17 protein-coding genes and 1 pseudogene are annotated in these 19,791 nt (G+C 61.9%); 3 read left to right on the forward strand and 15 right to left on the reverse strand.

Going from position 1 to position 19,791, the window contains the following annotated elements:
• Window positions 1–176: 176 nt before the first annotated feature.
• The 3 genes from ACD578_RS04945 to ACD578_RS04955 all read right to left on the reverse strand — a co-directional run bounded on the left by ACD578_RS04945 (window position 177) and on the right by ACD578_RS04955 (window position 3,848).
• Window positions 177–1,916, reverse strand: a complete 1,740-nt coding sequence (locus ACD578_RS04945; RefSeq protein ID WP_404291391.1) for an ABC transporter permease — start codon at window positions 1,914–1,916, stop codon at window positions 177–179.
• 81 nt (window positions 1,917–1,997) lie between these two features.
• Window positions 1,998–3,035 carry a Fe(3+) ABC transporter substrate-binding protein gene (locus ACD578_RS04950; protein WP_404291393.1) on the reverse strand — a complete coding sequence of 346 codons (1,038 nt, stop codon included), beginning with the start codon at window positions 3,033–3,035 and terminating at the stop codon, window positions 1,998–2,000.
• A gap of 150 nt (window positions 3,036–3,185) precedes the next feature.
• Window positions 3,186–3,848, reverse strand: a complete 663-nt coding sequence (locus tag ACD578_RS04955; RefSeq protein ID WP_404291394.1) for a Crp/Fnr family transcriptional regulator — start codon at window positions 3,846–3,848, stop codon at window positions 3,186–3,188.
• A gap of 605 nt (window positions 3,849–4,453) precedes the next feature.
• Here ACD578_RS04955 and ACD578_RS04960 point away from each other — a divergent pair.
• The 3 genes from ACD578_RS04960 (at window position 4,454) to ACD578_RS04970 (ending at window position 6,985) form a co-directional block, all read left to right on the forward strand.
• A complete protein-coding gene (locus ACD578_RS04960; RefSeq protein WP_152712238.1) occupies window positions 4,454–5,209 on the forward strand; it encodes a pentapeptide repeat-containing protein in 756 nt (251 codons plus the stop codon).
• Window positions 5,210–5,383: 174 nt separating this feature from the next.
• A complete protein-coding gene (locus ACD578_RS04965) occupies window positions 5,384–5,833 on the forward strand; it encodes a sigma factor-like helix-turn-helix DNA-binding protein (protein ID WP_152712236.1) in 450 nt (149 codons plus the stop codon).
• A 378-nt stretch (window positions 5,834–6,211) separates the two neighbouring features.
• Entirely contained in the window at window positions 6,212–6,985 is a 774-nt protein-coding gene (locus ACD578_RS04970) for an outer membrane protein (RefSeq protein WP_404291397.1), read from the forward strand.
• Window positions 6,986–7,508: 523 nt separating this feature from the next.
• On the opposite strand, the pseudogene ACD578_RS04975 reads toward ACD578_RS04970, so the two are convergent.
• The 12 genes and pseudogenes from ACD578_RS04975 to cobA all read right to left on the reverse strand — a co-directional run bounded on the left by ACD578_RS04975 (window position 7,509) and on the right by cobA (window position 19,727).
• Window positions 7,509–8,739, reverse strand: a pseudogene (locus tag ACD578_RS04975) (phenylacetate--CoA ligase family protein).
• Between the two features lie 109 nt (window positions 8,740–8,848).
• The gene (locus ACD578_RS04980) at window positions 8,849–9,274 is read right to left on the reverse strand and encodes a DUF805 domain-containing protein (protein ID WP_404291399.1); all 426 of its coding nucleotides are present in this window, start codon (window positions 9,272–9,274) and stop codon (window positions 8,849–8,851) included.
• A 67-nt stretch (window positions 9,275–9,341) separates the two neighbouring features.
• Window positions 9,342–10,190 carry an ABC transporter ATP-binding protein gene (locus tag ACD578_RS04985; RefSeq protein WP_404291401.1) on the reverse strand — a complete coding sequence of 283 codons (849 nt, stop codon included), beginning with the start codon at window positions 10,188–10,190 and terminating at the stop codon, window positions 9,342–9,344.
• 138 nt (window positions 10,191–10,328) lie between these two features.
• Window positions 10,329–11,651 carry an ABC transporter substrate-binding protein gene (locus tag ACD578_RS04990; RefSeq protein WP_152712226.1) on the reverse strand — a complete coding sequence of 441 codons (1,323 nt, stop codon included), beginning with the start codon at window positions 11,649–11,651 and terminating at the stop codon, window positions 10,329–10,331.
• 73 nt (window positions 11,652–11,724) lie between these two features.
• Complete coding sequence (locus ACD578_RS04995; protein ID WP_404291403.1) at window positions 11,725–12,810, reverse strand: branched-chain amino acid ABC transporter permease; 1,086 nt, start codon at window positions 12,808–12,810, stop codon at window positions 11,725–11,727.
• A 12-nt stretch (window positions 12,811–12,822) separates the two neighbouring features.
• Window positions 12,823–13,773 carry a branched-chain amino acid ABC transporter permease gene (locus ACD578_RS05000; RefSeq protein WP_404293702.1) on the reverse strand — a complete coding sequence of 317 codons (951 nt, stop codon included), beginning with the start codon at window positions 13,771–13,773 and terminating at the stop codon, window positions 12,823–12,825.
• A 17-nt stretch (window positions 13,774–13,790) separates the two neighbouring features.
• Complete coding sequence (locus tag ACD578_RS05005; RefSeq protein WP_404291405.1) at window positions 13,791–14,591, reverse strand: ABC transporter ATP-binding protein; 801 nt, start codon at window positions 14,589–14,591, stop codon at window positions 13,791–13,793.
• On the reverse strand, window positions 14,588–16,639 hold the full coding sequence (locus ACD578_RS05010; RefSeq protein WP_404291407.1) for an AMP-dependent synthetase/ligase: 2,052 nt from the start codon (window positions 16,637–16,639) through the stop codon (window positions 14,588–14,590). Before ACD578_RS05010 ends, ACD578_RS05005 begins: the two co-directional genes overlap by 4 nt.
• Before the next feature lie 187 nt (window positions 16,640–16,826).
• Window positions 16,827–17,030, reverse strand: a complete 204-nt coding sequence (locus ACD578_RS05015; protein WP_404291409.1) for a hypothetical protein — start codon at window positions 17,028–17,030, stop codon at window positions 16,827–16,829.
• A gap of 329 nt (window positions 17,031–17,359) precedes the next feature.
• Window positions 17,360–17,521, reverse strand: coding sequence for a hypothetical protein (locus ACD578_RS05020; RefSeq protein ID WP_404291411.1), 162 nt, complete (start codon window positions 17,519–17,521; stop codon window positions 17,360–17,362).
• 86 nt (window positions 17,522–17,607) lie between these two features.
• Window positions 17,608–18,936, reverse strand: a complete 1,329-nt coding sequence (locus tag ACD578_RS05025) for a cobyrinate a,c-diamide synthase (protein WP_404291413.1) — start codon at window positions 18,934–18,936, stop codon at window positions 17,608–17,610.
• Window positions 18,933–19,727 (reverse strand): uroporphyrinogen-III C-methyltransferase, encoded by a 795-nt coding sequence (cobA, locus tag ACD578_RS05030; protein ID WP_404291415.1) that lies wholly within the window; start codon window positions 19,725–19,727, stop codon window positions 18,933–18,935. The genes ACD578_RS05025 and cobA overlap by 4 nt, the downstream gene beginning before the upstream one ends.
• Window positions 19,728–19,791: the final 64 nt, after the last annotated feature.

A 19,791-nucleotide genomic window follows, 5' to 3' on the forward strand; every position in this document is an offset into this window, starting at 1 on the left:
GTAGGGGGTGGAAATCCGGATCCACTTTTCGCTGACGCGGACCTTCGGTTCCGCACGATGCGCGAGGCCGTATTCCGGCTGTGGCTCACCGAGTCTCCTTCAGTGCCGTCGCCTCTTCACAGTCTGATCAGACATGATGGCTGCGAAGGCGAATTGTGTAGCTTTTCAAGGATCTCTCAATGCCGATCGTCCGGGCTCGGAGAGCCCGATGCCGCACTGCTCGGGCTCTCCGCCGCTCGCGGCCGGGCCTCGGCGCTGCGCACGAGCTGGATCACCGGAAGGAGGCCGACGAGGACGATGACGAGGGCGGCGAGGGATCCATCCTCGAAGCGGCCCCGCGAGGCATAGGTGTAGACGAGCGTCGAGAGCGTTTCCGTGTTGAGGGGCCGCAGCAGCAAGGTCGCCGGCAATTCCTTGATGCAATCGACGAAGATGAGCAGGGCGGCGCTGGCCAGGGCTGGGCGCATGAGCGGGATCTGAATCGCCCAGACCATTTCCCGCCTTGAGGCGCCGAGGGTGCGCGCCGCATCCTCGAGACTCGGCGATACGCGGTCCAGCCCGGCCGACAGCGAGCCGGTCGCAATCGACAGGAAGCGGATCACGTATGCAATGATGATGCCGCCCGCGGCTCCCATGAGCAGGAGGCCGAGGCGCTCCCCGGTGAGGTTGCGCCAGAGGGTGCCGATCAGATTGTCGATCCCGACCAGCGGCGTCATCAGCCCCAGCGCGAGCACCGTGCCGGGAAGCGCATAGCCTAGGCCTGCGACAAAGAGTGCTCCCCTGGTCAGGGGCGTCTTGGACAGGCGGACTGCCGAGACCAGCACGACGGCTAGAATCAGCACCGCGCAAGTCGCCACGACCGAGAGGCCGATGGTCGTCATGAAATGAGCGAGGAAATCCGCATCGAACTGATCGAAGAGGCTGCCGCGAAATGTCTCGCGCAGCAGGAAGGCCGTTGGCAGAACGAAGCCAAGGACAACCGGCATGGTGCAGAGAACAGTCGCGATCCAGCCGCGTGCTCCGAGGAGAGGAACAGGATGCACCGTGCGGTGCCGCTTGGGCGAAGCGGCGTAGCGCCGGTCCCGCCGGCCGTAGCGTTCGATCAGGATCAGGCCCATGACGAAAGCGAGCATCACACAGGCAATCTGCGCCGCGCCCGGGAGGCTGCCGCGGTTGAGCCAGGTGTTGTAGACCGACACCGTGAGCGTGCGCACGCCGAGATACTCGCTCGCGCCGATGTCGTTTAGCGCTTCGAGAAGCGCGAGCGACACGCCGACTGCGAGAGCAGGACGGGCGAGGGGAAGCGCGATGATGCGGAAGAGCTTGATGCGGCTGGCGCCGAGGGTCCGCGCCACTTCCAGCATGCTCGCGCTCTGCGTCAGGAACATCGCGCGTGCCGCGATATAGATGTAAGGGTAGAGCACCGCAGACATCACGAGGATGCAGCCGGGGAGCGAGCGAACTTCAGGAAACCAGTAATCGCTTCGCGACTTCCAGCCCATGACATCGCGCAGAGCCATCTGCACGAGGCCGGCGGAGTCGAAGATCTCCACGTAGATATAAGCCGTGATGTAGGTCGGCACGGCGAGCGGCAGCGGCAGCAGCCACACCAGGATGCCGCGACCCGGAAAGCGGTGAGCGGTGACGAGCCAGGCCGCCGTGATGCCCATCGAGCCCGCCACGACGCCGATCCCGGTCAGCAGGGCCAGGGTGTCCAGGGTGCTCGTCGGCAGAACGTTTGCGATGAGATGCGGCCAGATCTCCGTATCGCCTTCGGCGGCGATGCCGATCAACGCGGCAAGCGGCAGAAGAACGATAAGCCCGATCGCAGCCACGGCGGCCGAGAGCCACCAGGGAAGGCGCGTTGCCTTTCGCGGGGCTGACAGGCGGAATGCGGTCTGCGTTTCTGCGATCACGATCGAATGGAAACGGCGCTACCGTCGCCGGCAACGCCTCCTGGGAGCAGGAGAGGGCAGCTGGAAATGCTGCCCTTTGTCTTATTGGTCGAAGCGAACCTTGTCGACCAGCTCGCTCGCCTTCTTGCGCAGCTTGGCGATCTCGGCGACCGGCACGTTATCGGCCTTGAGCTCGCCGAAGGACGCGATGGTCGGGTGGATCTTGATGCCCGCCTTGATCGGATATTCGGAATTGGCTTCGGCGTGGATCTGCTGGGACGCATCCGAGACCATGTATTCCATGAACTTCACGGCATTGGCCTTGTTGGGCGCGTGCTTCGCCAGAGCGAGACCCGAAACGTTCACGTGCGTGCCGCCGCCCTCGAAGGTCGGCAGGATCACGTTGATCGCCTCGCCCCACTTCTTCTGTTCGGCATCGTTGCCGTTGAGCATGAGCGAGACGTAGTAGGTGTTGCCGACGGCGATGTCGCAGACGCCGGCGAGGATGTCCTTGGCCTGCTCGCGGTCGCCGCCCGAGGGCTTCTTGGCAAGGTTGGCCTTCACGCCCTTCAGCCACTCCTCCGCCTTCGCCTCGCCCTTGTGGGCGATCATGGCGGCGATCAGGCTGATGTTGTAGAGGTGCTGGCCCGAGCGGATGCAGACCTTGCCCTTCCACTTGGGATCGGCGAGTTCCTCATAGGTGATCTTGTCCTGCTTCACGCGCTCCTTCGAGGCGTAGACGACGCGGCCGCGCAAGGCGATGCCGAACCAATGTCCCTCCGGATCGCGGTACGCTGCCGGGATGACCTTCTCGAGCGCCTCGGATTTCACCGGTTGCGTTACGCCGTAATCCTTCGCGGCCGCCAAGCGGCCGATATCGACGGTGATGATCAGGTCGGCAGGGCTGTTCTGGCCCTCGGTGCGGATGCGCTCTTCGAGACCGTTGGCGATGAAGATCGTGTTGACCTTGATGCCGGTCTCTTTGGTGAACTCGTCAAGGACGGGCTTGATCAGGCCAGGCTCGCGAGTTGTGTAGATGTTCAGCGCCTCTTCAGCCGAGGCCGAGAGCCCCGATCCTGCCAGGATACCGAGAGCCGCTGCACCGAGAAGGAGCCCGCGTCCGAACGAAAAGTTCACCATTATGCATTCCTCCAGCAACCGTGCCGGGCAGGCGTTTCATCCTGCCGCGTTGACGTTGCTAGAACCATGATCGGGATATCGGGTCAATTGAAAATCAAGTGATTTCAATACCTTCTAAGAATTCTAAACTGCAACTTCCTTATAGACATTCTAAGCTGAGGCGGCCTTCTGAATCGGTTCGATCTCGGGGAGGGCGGCGCGAAGGCGGACGATCTCCTCTTCCATCTTCTCCATGTTGGAGAAGAGTCGTTCACTGGTGAGGCGCAGGAAGTAGAAGCCAAACTCGGGATTCTGGAAATAGAGCTGGCGCACCTCGTCATATGAGATGCTGAGCACCTCACCGGCTTCCAGGCATTCGAGGGTCTGGGTGCGCGTGTTGCTCGGGGACATGAAGCCCATCTCGCCGACGACCTGCCCCTGGAGCAGCTCGATATCGATCTCCTTCAGGCGATAGCGTCCGGAAATCGTGAAGAACATGCAGTCGGCCACATCGCCCTTGGCGAACAGCAATTCCCCGGTCCTCGTCTTGTGACGGGTCATGAAGGGCTTGAGCCAATCCATGGACAGGTCGCTCCTGGAGGCGTGCTTCACCCGCTTGATCAAGCCCAGCATCTGGTACAGACGCATGCCGTTCAGCGGCAACAGGATCAGGTTGACGACGAGGCTCGGGTAATTGCCCGTGAAGGAGGAGAAGATCAGGGAGCAGATATTGGCCCCGATTCCGATGCAGCGCAGCGGGATGATGGTCCTCATAGCGCTGCCCGTGACGGCAAGGACCGCTCCGAGCCAGCCGATGGCTTCAAACCAAGTCATGAACACTCATCCCCGCATTCTGATCTATCGTTACGGCATATAGCACCAAGATAGGAATGTGCGCCAGCTAGGCATTGGCGCAGTATCAACGGCTCTTTAGGAGAGTGCCTGCCCAGGGGCGGAAGCATTGGCGAATCCGAAGAGGCCAATGCTTGCATTCCAAGGGGTCAGGGGCGGGGAGTGGAAGCTTGGCTAGGCACACTCAGGCCCTGACGCTGAGACGTGGCACCGGTCCGGGGCGTGGCGGAGGGACGCCTTACGGCCTCACCCGAGACGGATGGTGGGAGTGGAACGGGATCACGCGGCAGGACTCCGACGGGGGTCGTGGAGGCGACGCAGCCGCTCAAGACAAGCCCGGCAAGCACAACGGCAGGAAACGTTACGGAAAGACGCATAGTTTTACTCCACAGGGATCGCTGCAGAAGCTAGACCATAAGAAATGGAAGTCGAGTCCTGTATCGATGCTCCGATTTTTCACCGAGACGTGGTTCAGCGTGCAAATCGAAGGCGCTTTTCTGTGGCTTACGCAAGGAAAGTTGCATCGAAAGGGCTCCTCCGGACGGGCGTGATGCCTAAATATTGAAAGAGAAACTTGAGAGGACTTTATGGAGGATCGTTTCCGCGTGAAGATTGCAGGAGCCTTGATCACCGCTGTCGTGTGTGCCGGTCCGGCCTGGGCCAAGTGTCAGGATGGCCCGGGCCCAGGAATTGACTGGTCCGGATGCTCCAAGGCGCGCCTCATGCTGACCAACGAGGATCTGACGGGCACCATCTTCCAGCGCTCCCTTCTGACCCTGAGCGATTTTGCGTCCTCGAAGATGGCCGGTGCCAATTTGAGCGAAACGGAGGTCAGCCGCACCCGCTTCGAAGGGGCCGACCTGACAAAGGCGGATTTCACCAAGGCGCTCGGCTGGCGGGCCAATTTCGGACAGGCCAATCTCACCGGTGCCGTCTTCAGCGCGGCGGATATGAACCGCTCGAACTTTGCCCAGGCCAAAGCCGCAGGAGCGAATTTCAGCAAGGCCGAGCTGAACAGGTCCGACTTCAGCGGGGCCGATCTCTCAGGCGCCAATATATCGAAGGCGGAACTCGCGCGGGTTCTCTTTCAGAGCGCAAAAATTACCGGTGTCGACTTCAGTTATTCCAACCTGTCTCGAGCCCGTCTGGATGGCCTGGATCTGCAGGGCGTGAACCTCACGGGATCGTATCTGTACCTGACACAAATCGGCGGTGCGAATTTGAGTGGGGTCACTGGGCTCACCCAAGCGCAGGTCGATATTGCCTGCGGGACGGCGCAGACGAAGCTTCCCGCTGGCCTCAATCCACCGAAAGCCTGGCCCTGTAAGGAAGAAGAGGACTGAGACGCTGCTGTTTCTGGTGAAACCAAGCTGCAGCGTGGCCGTTGAGTTTTGAGAAGGTCTTGTCTCGCGAGGTCCAGAGCATCGGACCCTTAAGTTGGCGCATCGTGCGGAAAAGTGGATCCGGTTTTCCGCACAATGCGCTAGGTTCCATTTCTTCGAAGGAGTGCGTTCGATTTGGCCACGCTCAAAGAATTCGAGGATGCCTTGCGTGAGCAGGGAATGCATATGGCCCTCGCCATCCTGGAGAAACTTCGGGAGCGGGATCGCACCAAGCGGTCGGTAGCTCCCGCTCGCCGCATCGCCGGCCGGAAGATGACGCCTGAACTCGCCCGACGGATCCTGGAGCTTCATGGAACGACGGAGATGACGCAGCAGGAAATCGCCTTCCAACTGGGCGTCAATCAGGGGCGGGTCAACGAGGTCATCAAGCGCGGCAAGTGGCTTCATGACGATCCGACCTCACCGGAGGCGGTTGCTAGAGACAAGGCCAAGGCGCGGATGGCCGGTGAGAGCAGCCGAAAGCGGCCCGAACATCGCGCAATGAAAACCGTCTCTTCATCTCAGAAAAAGAGCTCGAAGCTGAAGCCGAGCAACCAGGCGCAGCTTCTGCTGGGCGATCTTTAGTGGATCGTGAAGAACCAGAGGCCCGCGTCGGCGAAAAGTAGTCCCGGTTTTCGCGCCAAGCGATGCTCTAGCGCCTTCATTTCCAGAAAAAACCCCGCCCAAAGGGCAGGGTTGAGTGATCTCCTCGCCTTCGGTTGTCAAGCCGAAAACACGATTATTAGGACATGCCTTCCAAGTAATGTCAAATAACTTTAAAGGTCTTGTTAAGAGACTTATTTTCTGCAGTATTGGATAAAATTCTTTACATCGAAAGTAGTACTACTTTTGCACCCATTGAATACTGATCGAACATGTAGGTGTTGCCCCTTTGCAATAGCTTTCCCAAGCGGAACGAGCGTAAGTTTTCACCGTGAGTCCTCACACTAAGGGGTTACGGTTATGAGAAAGTGCGTAATTAGCCTCCTCGCAGGGGTTGCAAGCGTCACGCTTGCTGCAGCCGCTGCCTCTGCCGCCGATCTTCCAAGTCAGGCACCACCTCCTGCACCGATCATCACGGCGCCGATCTTCACGTGGACCGGATTCTACGCTGGTGTGAACGCCGGCTGGGGCTGGCGTGACAATGATCGGCAAACCGCCGTCCTCGGCGGTGCGGTCCCGGGCACCCTGTTCTTCCCGGACAATGGTGACGGTGGGTTCACCGGCGGCGGTCAGATCGGTTACAACTACCAGATCGGCTCTTTCGTGATCGGTCTGGAAACCGACATCCAGTGGGCCGACACCGATCAGGAAGAGAATGTTGCGTTCATTCCGGCGGGCGTGCCCGGCACCTTCGTGCCCGGAACATTCAATAACGACCTGTCGGATTGGTTCGGCACGGTGCGTGCCCGTGCCGGTGTCGCGTTCGATCGCGTGTTGATCTACGCCACAGGCGGTCTGGCCTATACCGACGATAATACGGGCTGGGTGGCCGGCGCTGGTGTCGAGTGGGCGCTGCCGGTGAACTGGTTCGGCTCTTCCGCGGTCACCTTCGGTCTCGAAGGCCTGTGGCTCAGCTTCGATGACGACGACGACTTTGGCGGTGGAGTTGTTGGCTCCTTCCAGCCGGCCGCCGGCGGACCGCCGATCGACGTCGTTGCTCCCGCCGGAGGCAGCGATGACAACGACTTCTTCGTCGCTCGTGCCAAGCTGAACTTCAAGTTCGGCACCTACTGAGACGTTTCACCTAACAACAGAAAGGCCCGAGGGATCCTCTCGGGCCTTTTTTCTGTGCATCGTGCGGGGAAGTGGATTCAGCTTTCGGCGATGATCGATGCAACAGACCCTCGCGCCTAATCCCGAATAGCCAAGCTTTGAAAATGAAAATGGCCGCGACCCTGTCCTTTGAAGGATCTGTGGTCGCGGCCCCGGCCCGTGTTTGCCCCCACGGGAAGCTTTGGCCTAGACCTCGGAAACGTGACCTCAATGAGGCGTAGGCTTGGCCATAAGAAATTTGAAAAACTTTGGAACCAACTTCAACTAAGGGCGTTTATTGGCATCTCCGGTCTTTTTTGCCCCTACGGCCGGACACCTTAAGAGCACCCTATGGGTGCTCTTTCTTTTTGTAATTCCTGACTTTTCTCAGTTCGAATCACCTATGAGCTTGAGCTTATGGAGCGCGAGTCCTGCGTTCAAGGCATCTTGGCTCGGCTTATTTTGCAATCCCGCAAAGCTGGATTGCCATTCTGAAAAGAGCCGCTCAATCGTATTTGCGATCATCCGCGATGACCTTGCCGTCGTTCGGAAGACTTCCAGGCGTCGCGAAAGTCACCGACCCTTTCAGCTTCGTGATGATCTGAAGCGTCGCGCCTACCGCTGCCGAGAGGTCGTCGCTCGGCTCGGCCGTTTCGGCAGCGAGCGTCATGACGTCCGTCTCGCCTTCGCGGGTGATGACGAGGCGCAGTCGGCCGAGTTCGGGATGGCGCCGGCCGATCTCCGCCACCTGCTCGGGCCGAACGAACATGCCTTTGACCTTGGCGGCCTGATCTGCGCGGCCCATCCAGCCTTTGATGCGCATGCTGGTACGACCGCAGGAGCTGACCCCGCTCACGGCCGCCGTTAGGTCTCCGAGAGAGGCGGATGAACGGACGATGCGGATCGAGCGTCGTCACGACGATCTCGCCGACATCGCCCTCCGGCACCGGATCGCCCGTGCCCGGCCGCACGATCTCGACGACGATGTCTTCATTGACGACGAGTCCGTCGCGGGCGGAGGTCTCGTAGGCAATGAAGCCGAGATCCGCCGTGGCGTAGGCCTGATAGGCCTCGATGCCCTTGGACGAGAATTCCTCCTGCAGTGACTTCGGAAAGGCCGCGCCCGACACGAGCGCGCGCCTGATGGAGGAGATGTCCCGCCCGGCCGCCGCAGCACCGTCGAGCAGGATCTTGAGAAAGTCCGGCGTGCCGCAATAGGCCACCGGCCGGTAGGTCTCGATCAGCTCGAACTGCTGCTCGGTGTTGCCGGGCCCTGCCGGAATGACGGCGCAGCCCAAGGCCCGCGCGCCGGAATCCATGATGAAGCCGCCGGGCGTCAGGTGATAGCTGAAGGTGTTGAGCACCACGTCCCCGCGTCGGAACCCGGCGGCGAAGAGCCCGCGTGCGGAGCGCCACGGGTCGGATGTGGTTGCTTCCGGCTCGAAGATCGGGCCAGGCGACGTGAAGAGACGGCCGAACGAGCCCGGTGCTTCGGCCACGAAGCCGCCGAAGGGGAGGGCTTCTTTCTGCAAAGCTGACAATTCGGCCTTGCGCAGCACGGGAAGAGCGGCGAGCGCTTCGCGGCTCCTGATGCTTTCGAGTTCGATACCTTTAAACCGCTCGGCATAGGCCGGGGCCTTGGCGGCCCGTTTCAGAATCTCCGACAGCCGCGCGAAGAGAGAGGCTTCGCGCTTGGCAGGATCGAGGGTTTCAAGATCGTCGTAGTGATCTGCCAAGAGCCTGTCCCTCATCAAACAAAGATCGATAACTTGAACATATCGTCAGGCCGAAGTGAGACCTGACGATATGCGGGAAGTGGCGTGCACATTCCACGCGGCAAGAGGCTCAGGCGCGAGCCGTATGAGAGCTTGAAATGGAGCCCTGCAACGGATCGGGACCGAACTGATTGGAGTCGACGGTTCCGCGATGGCAAAAAAATACGATCAGGACGATGACTCCAACAACCGGGATGAAGCCGAGCAACAGCCACCAGCCCGATCTGTCGGTATCATGCAGGCGCCGCACGCTGACTGAGATGCTGGGTACGAGAAGAGCGAGAGTGGCGAGTATGGAGAAGATCGGCAGATCTTCGAAGATCGCCGAGTCCAGAACGCTCGCTACGATGTTGACGATCATCATGAACAAGAAGAAGTACCAGTATTCCGAGCGTTGTGCCCGTCCCGAAAAGGTCGCGTATTTATTGAGACAGGTCTTGATCGCTTGTCCGAAGTCCATGGATTGCCCCCAGAAGAAATTAGGTGAGTCGTTCATCGCTCACGGATTCAACCGTAGGAATAGATATCACGTAACGTCAAGTGCGGTTGGGCACGTTGCTTCTTCAAGCCAACCAGCGCTTGCGGCGCTTGTAGCTCTTCACGGCACGGAAGGATTTGCGGTCGCCTTCCGAGACGCCGAGATAGAACTCCTTCACGTCCTCGTTCTCGCGCAGCATCTGCGCGGGCCCGTCCATGACGACACGGCCCGTTTCGAGGATGTAACCGTAGGTGGCGTATTTCAGCGCCATGTTGGTGTTCTGCTCGGCGAGCAGGAAGGACACGCCCTCTGTCGCATTGAGCGTGCGCACGATCTCGAAGATTTCTTCCACGATCTGCGGCGCAAGGCCCATGGAAGGTTCGTCGAGCAGGATCATGGAGGGACGGGACATCATTGCCCGGCCGATGGCGCACATCTGCTGCTCGCCGCCGGAGGTGTAACCCGCCATGGATGAGCGCCGCTGCTTCAGGCGCGGGAAGTACTCGTAGATCGCCTCGAGATCGCGTCGGATGGCGGCGTTGCCGTCTTTGCGCGTGAAGGCGCCGGTGAGCAGGTTTTCCTCAATGGTAAGATGGCCGAAGCAGTGGCGGCCTTCAAGAACCTGGATGCAGCCCCGTCGCACCAGCTCGTTGGGCGAGAGACGATCGATCCGCTCGCCTTTGAACTCGATCGAGCCCTTCGTCACCTCGCCGCGCTCGGCGCGGAGCAGGTTGGAGATGGCCTTGAGCGTCGTCGTCTTGCCGGCCCCGTTCGCACCGAGCAGCGCCACGATGCCGCCCTTGGGCACATTGAGGGAAACGCCTTTCAGCACGAGGATGACGTGGTCGTAGATGACCTCGATGTTATTGACGTTCAGAACAGTCTCCGCCGGTTGCGGCTTGTTCTGATCGTGCATCTGAACGGCGCTTGTCATAAGCGGTTCTCTCCTTTTCCCTCTCCTTGTGGGCAGGGTCAGGGCGGAGGTGCTGGCCTGAACCTTGACAGGTTAGCGCTCACACCCCCGCCTCGAACTCCTCCCCACACGGGGGAGGAGGGCAGGTTGCGGTTGGCCTCAGCTTGCCTTGTCGCAGGCTTCCGTGCGCTTGGGCCAGCCGGTATTCTTCTCGGCATAATCCTTCGCGGCCGCTTCGAGTTGGCCTTTCACGCGGTCGGTCATCGGCTCGATGGGATTGGAGATCTTCACCCATTTCGTGCCGTCCCATTCCTGCATGAAGGCGGCGCGGTGTCCGTTATGGTCCGAGCAGGAAAGCACGAGCTGATCGGTGAAGCCCTCTAACCCGAGCTCCTTCAGACGGGCCGGATCGAGCTTGATGTTCTCCATGCCGCGGCGCACGTCCTCGCCGGTCACCGCCTTCTTGCCTGTGAGCTTCTGCGCCGTGGCAATGCCTTCGGCGATCAGCAGCGAGTTGTAGATGCCGCGATTGTAGAGAAGCTCGCCGACCTTATCCTTCTGAGCCTTCGAGAAGCCCTTGTCGACCACGTGCTTCTGGATGTCCTGGACGGCAGGGAAGTTCGTTCCCACCGCATGCCAGTTGAGCATCTTGAAGCCCTTGGCGCCTGCGCCACCGCTCTTCGCGTCATCCTCGCCCGGCCACCAGACCGAGTAGAACTTATCCATCGGATAGCCAGAACGAACCGCTTCCTTGATGGCTGCGCCATTCATGGAGCCCCAACCCCACATGATCATGTAGTCGGGCCGGTCGCGGCGAGCGCTGAGCCATTGCGAGGACTGGTTCTGCATGTCCTGCGCGGCCACGGGATAGAGCGCGACCTCGAAGCCCAGCTCCTTCGACAGTTCCGTGAGCAGCGGAATCGGCTCCTTGCCGAAGCTGGCATCGAGATGCAGGAAGCCGATCTTCTTGCCCTTCAGCTTGTCGAGGCCGCCTTCCTTCTCGCCGATGTACTTGATGATCATCGACAGGCCGTCCCAGTACGTGGCCGGCGGGTTGAAGACCCAGGGAAAGATGTCGCCGCGGGCGGAGGCCGAGAGGCCATAGGCCATGGACAGGATCGGGATCTTGTCCACGGAGGCGCGCGGGATCAGCGGCAGGGTGATGCCCGTCGACCACGGATTGACCACGACCGGGTTCTTGCCCTTCACGGACTCGTAGCACTCGACACCCTTCTTAGTGTCGTAGCCGGTCTCGCATTCCTCGAGCACGAGCTTCACGCCCCCGATGCCGCCGTCACGCTCGTTGAGCATGCGCAGGTAATCGTGCATGCCGTCGGCGATAGGCGTGCCGGACCCGGCGAAGGGGCCAGTGCGGTATGTGAAGAGAGGCACATAGATCGAATCCTGCGCGAAGGCAGGCAGGGCAACACCCGCCAGCATCGTCGCGGCGGCTAATCCAAGACCAAATTTGCGAAACGACATGATTGCGTTTCCTCCCGTTGTATCGGCTGAAGGCCGAATTCTTGTTCCGTTTTGTCTCCTTGGCGGTCCACCGTCAGTAAGGGAACGGCCAGACCAGGAGCTTCTGTTTGCCGATCTGCCAGAGCCGCGCGAGGCCGTGCGGTTCGACGATCAGGAAAAAGATGATGAGCGCGCCGACGATCATGAAACGCAAATGCTCGATGACATCCGCGCCGACCGAAATGCCGAAGGGCGACAGGATGGCAGGCAGCACGATGCCGAGGACGATCGGCAGGATGAAGATGAGCGCCGCACCGAAGAACGAGCCGATCAGGCTGCCCAGCCCGCCGATGATCACCATGAACAGGATGAAGAAGGATTGATTGATGTTGAACACGTCGTATTCCGCGCCGCCATACCAGAGGAAGACGAGCAGAGCGCCGGCGACGCCGCAGTAATAGGACGAGACGGCGAAGGCCAGGAGCTTCGTCTGGAGCGGCCTGATGCCCATGAGCTCGGCCGCGAGATCCATGTCGCGGATGGCGATCCACATGCGCCCGATGCGGCCGTGAACGAGGTTGGAGGCGAGCCAGGTGAGCAGGATCACGATGGTGAGCACCACGAGATAGCGTGTCTGCGGTGTCGCGTTCGGCCCCATGATCGGGATGCCGAAGAGGGTGCGCAGGGGGGCATCGAGGGCGCCCGAGACGTTGTAGTTCACGAGCCACGGGATGCGGATGAAGCACCATTGCAGGAAGAACTGCGCGGCGAGTGTCGCCACGGCCAGATAGAAGCCCTTGATGCGCAACGAGGGCAGGCCGAACAGGGCGCCGATGGCCGCGGAGAAGAAGCCCGATACGAAGATCCAGACGATCACGTTCACGCCGGGAAAGGCCGTCATCAGCTTGTAGCAGGCGTAGGCCCCCACGCCCATGAAGGCGCCGGTGCCGAGCGACAGAAGGCCCGTATAGCCCGTGAGGATGTTGAGGCCAATTGCAGCGAGCGAGAACACCAGGAACGGAATCATCACCGCCTGCAGCAGGAAGCTGTTGCCGAGGAAGGCCAGCGCATAGGCCGCCAGGATGATGAGGGTGAGCCCGATCCGGTCCTCCCGCAGGGGAAAGATCGCGCTGTCCGCGACGTAGTTGGTCTTGAACTGGCCGGCCTCGCGGTAGAGCACTGAGATGTCTCCCTAAATCCGTTCGATGATCTTTTCGCCGAACAGACCCTGCGGCCTGTAGAGCAGGAAGAGCAGGGCGATGACGTAGGCGAGCCAGGTCTCGATACCGCCGCCGACGAGCGGCCCCCAGTAGAACTCGCCGATCTTCTCTCCGACCCCGATGATCAGGCCGCCGATGATGGCGCCGGGGATGGAGGTGAAGCCGCCGAGAATGAGGACCGGCAGGGCCTTGAGTGCGATGATCTGGAGCGAGAACGACACGCCCGAGCGCGCCCCCCACATGATGCCGGCAACCAGCGCCACGATACCGGCGGCGAACCACACAATGACCCAGATCTGGTTGAGCGAGATGCCGACGGAGAGCGCCGCCTTGTGGCTGTCGGCCACTGCCCGCAGGGCCCGGCCGATGCGGGTCTTGGAGAAGAACACGGCGAGCAGGCCGATCATGATCGAGGCGATCACGGCGGCGGCGATATCGAGATGCTGAAGGCGGATGGAGCCGCCAAGCGCATCGATCTCCGTCGTGCCCTGCGGCAGGAAGAGCTGCTCCGTTATCATTTCCCGCGGGCTGCCGCCGAAGATGAGCTCGCCGAAGCCGATGAGAAAATAGGTGAGCCCGAAGGTCGCCATGAAGAGGATGATGTCGGGCTGGTTGACCAGTGGCCGCAGCACCACCCGCTCCACCACCATGGCGAGGACGAACATGGCGAAAACCGCCAGGATCAGCGCCAGGAAGGCCGGCACGCCTTTCTCATAGAGGCCTACCAGGATCAGAGCCGAGAACACGACCATGATCCCTTGCGCGAAGTTGAACACGCCCGAAGCTTTGAAGATGAGCACGAAGCCGAGCGCGATCAGTGCATAGAGCACGCCCGAGACGAGACCTTCCCAGAGCGTCTGGATCAGGAGATCCGGCGCCTCGCCCATGAAGACGAAGGGTTCGATGAAGACCTTGTACAGCATGTCCATCGTTCAGCCCTTCAATGCGCCACGCCGAGATAGGCGTCGATGACGCGCTGGTCGTTCTTGACCTCGGCCGGCGTGCCGTCTGCGATCTTGCGCCCATATTCCAGCACCACGACCCGATCGGAGAGATCCATCACCACGCCCATGTCGTGCTCGATGAGGGCGATGGTGGTGCCGTATTGCTGATTCACCTCCAGGATGAAGCGTGACATGTCCTCCTTCTCTTCGAGGTTCATGCCGGCCATGGGCTCGTCGAGCAGGAGAAGCTCCGGCTCCATGGCAAGCGCGCGCCCGAGTTCGACCCGCTTCTGCAGGCCGTAAGGCAGGCGCCCGACCGGGACCTTGCGGATGTGCTGGATTTCGAGGAAGTCGATGATCTCCTCGACGAAGCGGCGGTGCTCGACCTCTTCCGTCATGGCTGGACCATGACGGAAGAGCTGCCAGAAGAAGTTCGAGCGCATCTTGATCGAACGGCCGGCCATGATGTTGTCGAGGGTCGACATGCTCTTGAAGAGTGCGACGTTCTGGAAGGTGCGGGCGATGCCGCCACGCGCCGCCACATAGGGGCGCATCTTCGGGCGCTTGACGCCCTTGAAGGTGATGCGTCCCTCGGTCGGGTAATAAAATCCGTTGATGCAGTTGAGCATCGAGGTCTTGCCCGCGCCGTTCGGTCCGATGATGGCGCGGATCTCGCTCTTGCGGATGTCGAAGGATACGTCGGTGAGTGCCTTCACGCCGCCGAAGCCGAGAGACACGTTCTCGACTGCGAGCAGCACGTCGCCCTTGCTCATGACAGGGTGATCGGGCGCTCTCATTCCGCCGCCTCCAGTACCGATCCTGGCTCTGTTGTGGGGTAGAGTTTCATATCCCTGATCTTGACCCGCGCCGAAATCACGCCCTTGCGTCCATCCTCGAAAGTGACCTCGGTCGAGATGTCGGCCTCCGACGAGCCGTCGTAGAGCGCGTTGATGAGCGGAGCGTAACGCTCGGCGATGAAGCCGCGGCGCACCTTCTGCGTGCGGGTGAGCTCGCCGTCATCGGCATCGAGCTCCTTGTGCAGGATCAGGAAGCGCTTGATCTGCGCGCCGCCCATGCGCGGTTCGGATGACAGCGAACGGTTCACATCGTCCACGTGCTTTTCGATCATGTCATAGACCAGCGGGTGGCCGGCGAGTTCCTGATAGGAGGCATAGGTCACGCCGTTCCTCTCGGCCCAGTTGCTCACCGCCACGAGGTCGATGTTGATGAAGGCCGCGACATGGTCGTGCCCGTCGCCGAAGCAAACCGCTTCCTTGATGTTGGGATAGAACTTCAGCTTGTTCTCGACGTATTTCGGCGGGAAGAGCGCGCCGTCGCGCATCTTGCCGACGTCCTTCGCCCGGTCGATGATCTTCAAATGGCCGTTCTGGTCGAAGAAGCCGGCATCGCCCGAATGCACGAAACCGTCCGGTGTCTTCGTCTCCACCGTTTTCGCATCGTCCTTGTAGTATCCCACGAACACGCCGGGCGAGCGATAGAGAACCTCGCCATTGTCGGCGATGCGGATCTCCACCTGCGGTGCGGGGCGGCCCACCGTATCGGCGCGGATCTCGCCGTTCGGCTGCATGGTAATGTAGACGGAAGCCTCCGTCTGTCCGTAGAGCTGTTTCAGGTTCACTCCGATGGAGCGGTAAAAGCGGAAGATCTCCGGCCCGATGGCCTCGCCCGCCGTGTAGCCGACCTTCACCCGGGTCATGCCGAAGCGATTGCGCAGGGGCGCATAGACAAGCACATTGCCGATGTTCCAGAGCAGGCGGTCCCAGGCTCCCACGCCCGGCTCCCTGTTCAGGATCTTCTCGCCCACCTTGTTGGCGTGGTTGATGAAAAAGTGAAACATTCGCCGCTTGAGAGCACCCGCATCCTCGATGCGCACCATGGTCAGCGTGAGCATGCTCTCGAAGACGCGCGGTGGTGCGAAGACATAGGTCGCGCCGACCTCGCGACGGTCTTCCGCAATAGTTTCCGGGCTCTCGGGGCAATTGACGCACAGACCCGACAGGATCGCCTGCGCATAGGAGAAGATGTGATCGCCGACCCAGGCGATTGGCAGATAGGCGATGATCTCGTCCGTCTCGTCGAGCTTGTCGAAGTCGCAGCCGATCTCTGCGGCCGCGATCACCGCATCGGAGGTGAGCATCACGCCCTTCGGCCGTCCGGTCGTGCCGGAGGTGTAGAGAATAATGGCGAGATCGGAGCCTTTGCCCTCCTGCAGGGCTCGCTCGGTGGCAGTGGCCTCTTGCGCATCCGCTAGCCGCGCGCGGCCTTCCTCCACGACGGACGCGATGGAATGGAGCCGGCCGTGATCGTAGTCCCTCAGGCCCTTCTGCTCGTCATAGAGCACGTGCCCCAGTTGCGGCAGTTGCTCCGAGACGGAGAGGATCTTGTCGACCTGCTCCTGGTCCTGCACCGCCGCATGGGTCACTTCGGCGTGGGCGAGCACATAGGCCATCTCCTCCGCGACGGAATCGGCATAGACCGGGATCGGGATCGCGCCGAGCCACTGGGCGGCGCAGATGGTCCAGTAGAGATAGGGGCGGTTGTAGCCGATGATGGCGATCTTGCCGCCGCGCTCCAGGCCGAGGGATTGCAGGCCGCAGGCATAGGCGCGGACGATGTCATGGACCTCGCCCCAGGTCCAGGATTGCCAGATCCCGAGATCCTTGTGCCGAAACGCGGTGCGGTTCGGGCGTAGGCGCGCATTGCGCGTCAGCAGTTTCGGGAATGTATCCGCGCGCGCGTCCGCAGCCGTCGTCAACGACGTCAACCTCCCTGGCAGCCGCGCGCCTTGAAAACGCGTGGTATGGCTTCGCTTCCTCTGGCGCATGGAGATGCTTCTCCATTCGTCCGCCGATCTGTGCCGGCTTGCCCGTTTCGGGCAGTGTTGGAGGGTATTCTGTCGTGCCCATCAGGGGACGGCAAGGTGCCTGTCACCGCTACCATGGGCTAATACACCGGCGGACGGCCCCGAAGCAGGAGAGCCTACGCGGCCCTGGTTCCGGCAGGCCAGATCGTCATGGTACGGCCGTGAGGGCAGCGGGCTCGATTTCGTCGGATTTGACGAGGCGTTCGATGCCGACCGTGTTCTTGACGCGATAGAGCAGAGTGTCATCCTCGTCTGATACAAGGCAGACGATGCAATAGGTGCGGCGGTCCGCATGGCCCGAGGAGGGCCTGGTGATCCGGACGAGTTGTCCGATATGGAATGCCTCTTTCATCAGCGCCTCCAACACCCCTGGGATGCGATGAACAGGAGCTTGGCCGATGGGCGGCACCGCGAGGAATGTCGCCTGCCAATCCGTCAAGCTTGCATGCTCTCCCCGACCCCATTCAGGATTCGAACCGGATCAAGACGAATGGCTGAGGCGAAACGATGGCGTTGTTCCATTTCTTCCCAGTCCCGCGGCATGATGCCGTCTCTCGATCCGCAAGCGAGTCGAGGAAATCGCGAACAGGCTGTGGGCGCATTAACATGGGATAATTGCGATAAAAGCTCGGCCACAAGGCCAGCGGTATCCGGCCGCAATCCGCATATGAATCGTGAGCGTTATTGGGCCGGAGGCGGCGGGTTGCTGCGAGGATTGGCAGGAGCTGCGTTGTTACCGGGCTGATTAGCGTTGTCCGTGCTGCCGGTCTGGTCCGACCCGTCATCCCCGCAGGCGGCGAGAGCCAGCAGGACAGCCAGGGGCAAGATCATTCGAAGGCGCATGATGGTCTCCTCGTCTGGTGCTGTTCAACTCCCCGCCTGCCGGGATGTTCACTGACCAGCTTGGGCCCAAACGCGTATCCGACCGATCATCCATGGGCGATGGCGTGGAAGAAGCTCCCCGTCACGAGCCCCCTACGATGCCCGGCGGTGCCCAGATCGTTGCCTTCCGCATCCGTGATCGTGGCGAAGGCGGTCTCATGCGACGTGTCGCTCTGCGTGACCGAGGCATAGTGGAACTCATGGCCGACGAGGCGCCTGCCGGCTTGGCCCATCGCCCCGTCACCGAGCAGATGCGCCACCCGGTAGCCGAGATGCATCTTGCGCTTGGCATAGCTCGTCTCGACTGGGAGTAGACCCGCCATGGCATGCGCGTGGCCGTCTCCGTCCTCGAGGGAGCGGCCCAGCACCATGTAGCCGCCGCACTCGCCATGAACTGTCCTGCTCTCGGCAAATCGGCGCAGTCCGTCGAGAAAGCGCGCCGCTCCGGCGATGCAGCCGGCGTGAAGCTCGGGATATCCCCCGGGCAGCCAGCAGACGTCGCAATCGGGCGGCGGAGGCTCGTTCGCCAAGGGAGAGAAGGTCACGATCTCCGCACCGGCCGCGCGCCAGCCCAACAGCACATGCGGATAGACGAAGGAGAAGGCCTGGTCCGTGGCCAACGCGATGCGCTGCCCCGGCGGCGGCAGAGGAAGAGGCCTTGCGCCACCGGCGGATTGCAGCCGGGTCGGACGGGCCATGGCGATGAGCCGGTCGATGTCGAGCGCAGTTTCCACCGCATCGGCAAGACGTTCCAGGCGTCCGTCGAGTTCGTCGGTTTCTCCTGCCTGGACGAGTCCGAGATGCCGCTCGGGCAGGGTCAGATCGCTGCTGCGCATCAGAGCTCCGAGAACCGGCAAGCCGATGCGCGCCATCCCGTCTTCGACCAGCCTGCGGTGGCGTTCGCTCGCGACCTTGTTCAGCACCACGCCGGCCACCTCGATCCGTGGGTCGAAGCGGGCGCAGCCGAGCGCGACGGCGGCGGCCGATTGCGCATGGCCCGACACGTCGAGGACGAGGATCACCGGCCAGCCGAACAGGGCCGCGATGTCTGCGCTCGCGCCGGTGCGGCCGGTCTCCTGGCAGATCCCGTCGAAGAGGCCCATCGAGCCTTCCGCGATGACAAGCTCCGCATCGCCGGCCGCCTCGGATGCGAGCGCGTCCAGCAGCGGCGGGCTCATGGCAAAGCTGTCGAGGTTGAAGCTCGGCGCGCCGGTCGCGGCGGCGTGGAAGGCGGGATCGATGTAATCCGGCCCGCATTTCATGCCGCGCACGCGCAGGCCCCGGCGGGCCAGCGCCCGCTGGAGCCCGAGCACGATTGTCGTCTTGCCCGAGCCCGAGCGCGGTGCTGCGACGAGAAGGCCGGGTCCGACGCTCACTGGGCCGCCTCGCTGCCGAATTCGAGCAGATGGTTGGCGATGGCTGAGCGGAAGGCCGCAATCGCCCCGATAGCCACGATAGCCGGCGAGCGGATGAGCCCTTCCTCCGCGAGCTTTGGCAAGGTTTCGAGTGTTCCTTCCACCACGCTTTCCTTGGCGGTCGTCGCCCCATGCACAGCCAGCGCGGGCGTGTCGCCCGCAAGCCCGCCTTCGAGGAGCCCTTTCACGATCGAGGGGAGGCTGGAAACCGCCATGTAGAGCACGATAGGGGCACCGGTACGGGCAAGGCCTCTCCAGTCGATCTCCGAGTCGGGCGCGGCATGGCCCGTGGCAAGGATGACCGCATGGTTCGTCTTGCGCATGGTCGCCGGGACGCCATGGATGGCGAGCGAGGCAAGGCCGCTCGACACGCCGGGGATGATGCGGAACGGAACGCCGGCGTCAGAGAGAGCCAGTGCTTCCTCGCCGCCGCGACCGAAGATGAAGGGATCGCCACCTTTGAGCCGCAGCACCCGCCTGCCTTCGCGGGCGAGCTGGATCAGCCGCTCGCAGATATCCCGCTGAACTGCGGAGGGCTTGCCACCGCGCTTCCCGGCAAATTCGAGCGTGGCCCCCTCGCGGGCAAACGACAGCACGGCCGGGTCGACGAGGGCGTCGTAGACGATGACATCCGCCGTCGCGAGGGCATTCAGCGCATGGATGGTGAGCAGGCCGGGGTCGCCCGGGCCGGCGCCGACGAGCCAGACCGTGCCGGGAGCGAAAGGAGGCGAGAGGCGGGACAGGGAGATCATGCGGGCCTCCGCTTCCGAACGCCAGTGACGGGATGACTGTTGGAATTCATGGGGACGATGTAAG

Source organism: Microvirga sp. RSM25 (genome assembly GCF_044784385.1).
In the GTDB taxonomy this organism is placed as follows: Bacteria; Pseudomonadota; Alphaproteobacteria; order Rhizobiales; family Beijerinckiaceae; genus Microvirga; species Microvirga tunisiensis.

Coding starts and splice junctions, on each gene's coding strand:
- ACD578_RS05010 (WP_404291407.1), bottom strand. CDS start 16,639: ATGCGCCAGAGGAAGCGAAGCCATACCACGCGTTTTCAAGGCGCGCGG.
- ACD578_RS05005 (WP_404291405.1), bottom strand. CDS start 14,591: ATGAGAGCGCCCGATCACCCTGTCATGAGCAAGGGCGACGTGCTGCTC.
- ACD578_RS05020 (WP_404291411.1), bottom strand. CDS start 17,521: ATGCGCCTTCGAATGATCTTGCCCCTGGCTGTCCTGCTGGCTCTCGCC.
- ACD578_RS04985 (WP_404291401.1), bottom strand. CDS start 10,190: ATGACAAGCGCCGTTCAGATGCACGATCAGAACAAGCCGCAACCGGCG.
- ACD578_RS05015 (WP_404291409.1), bottom strand. CDS start 17,030: ATGAAAGAGGCATTCCATATCGGACAACTCGTCCGGATCACCAGGCCC.
- ACD578_RS04980 (WP_404291399.1), bottom strand. CDS start 9,274: ATGAACGACTCACCTAATTTCTTCTGGGGGCAATCCATGGACTTCGGA.
- ACD578_RS04960 (WP_152712238.1), top strand. CDS start 4,454: ATGGAGGATCGTTTCCGCGTGAAGATTGCAGGAGCCTTGATCACCGCT.
- ACD578_RS04955 (WP_404291394.1), bottom strand. CDS start 3,848: ATGACTTGGTTTGAAGCCATCGGCTGGCTCGGAGCGGTCCTTGCCGTC.
- ACD578_RS04990 (WP_152712226.1), bottom strand. CDS start 11,651: ATGTCGTTTCGCAAATTTGGTCTTGGATTAGCCGCCGCGACGATGCTG.
- cobA (WP_404291415.1), bottom strand. CDS start 19,727: ATGATCTCCCTGTCCCGCCTCTCGCCTCCTTTCGCTCCCGGCACGGTC.
- ACD578_RS04970 (WP_404291397.1), top strand. CDS start 6,212: ATGAGAAAGTGCGTAATTAGCCTCCTCGCAGGGGTTGCAAGCGTCACG.
- ACD578_RS04950 (WP_404291393.1), bottom strand. CDS start 3,035: ATGGTGAACTTTTCGTTCGGACGCGGGCTCCTTCTCGGTGCAGCGGCT.
- ACD578_RS05000 (WP_404293702.1), bottom strand. CDS start 13,773: ATGCTGTACAAGGTCTTCATCGAACCCTTCGTCTTCATGGGCGAGGCG.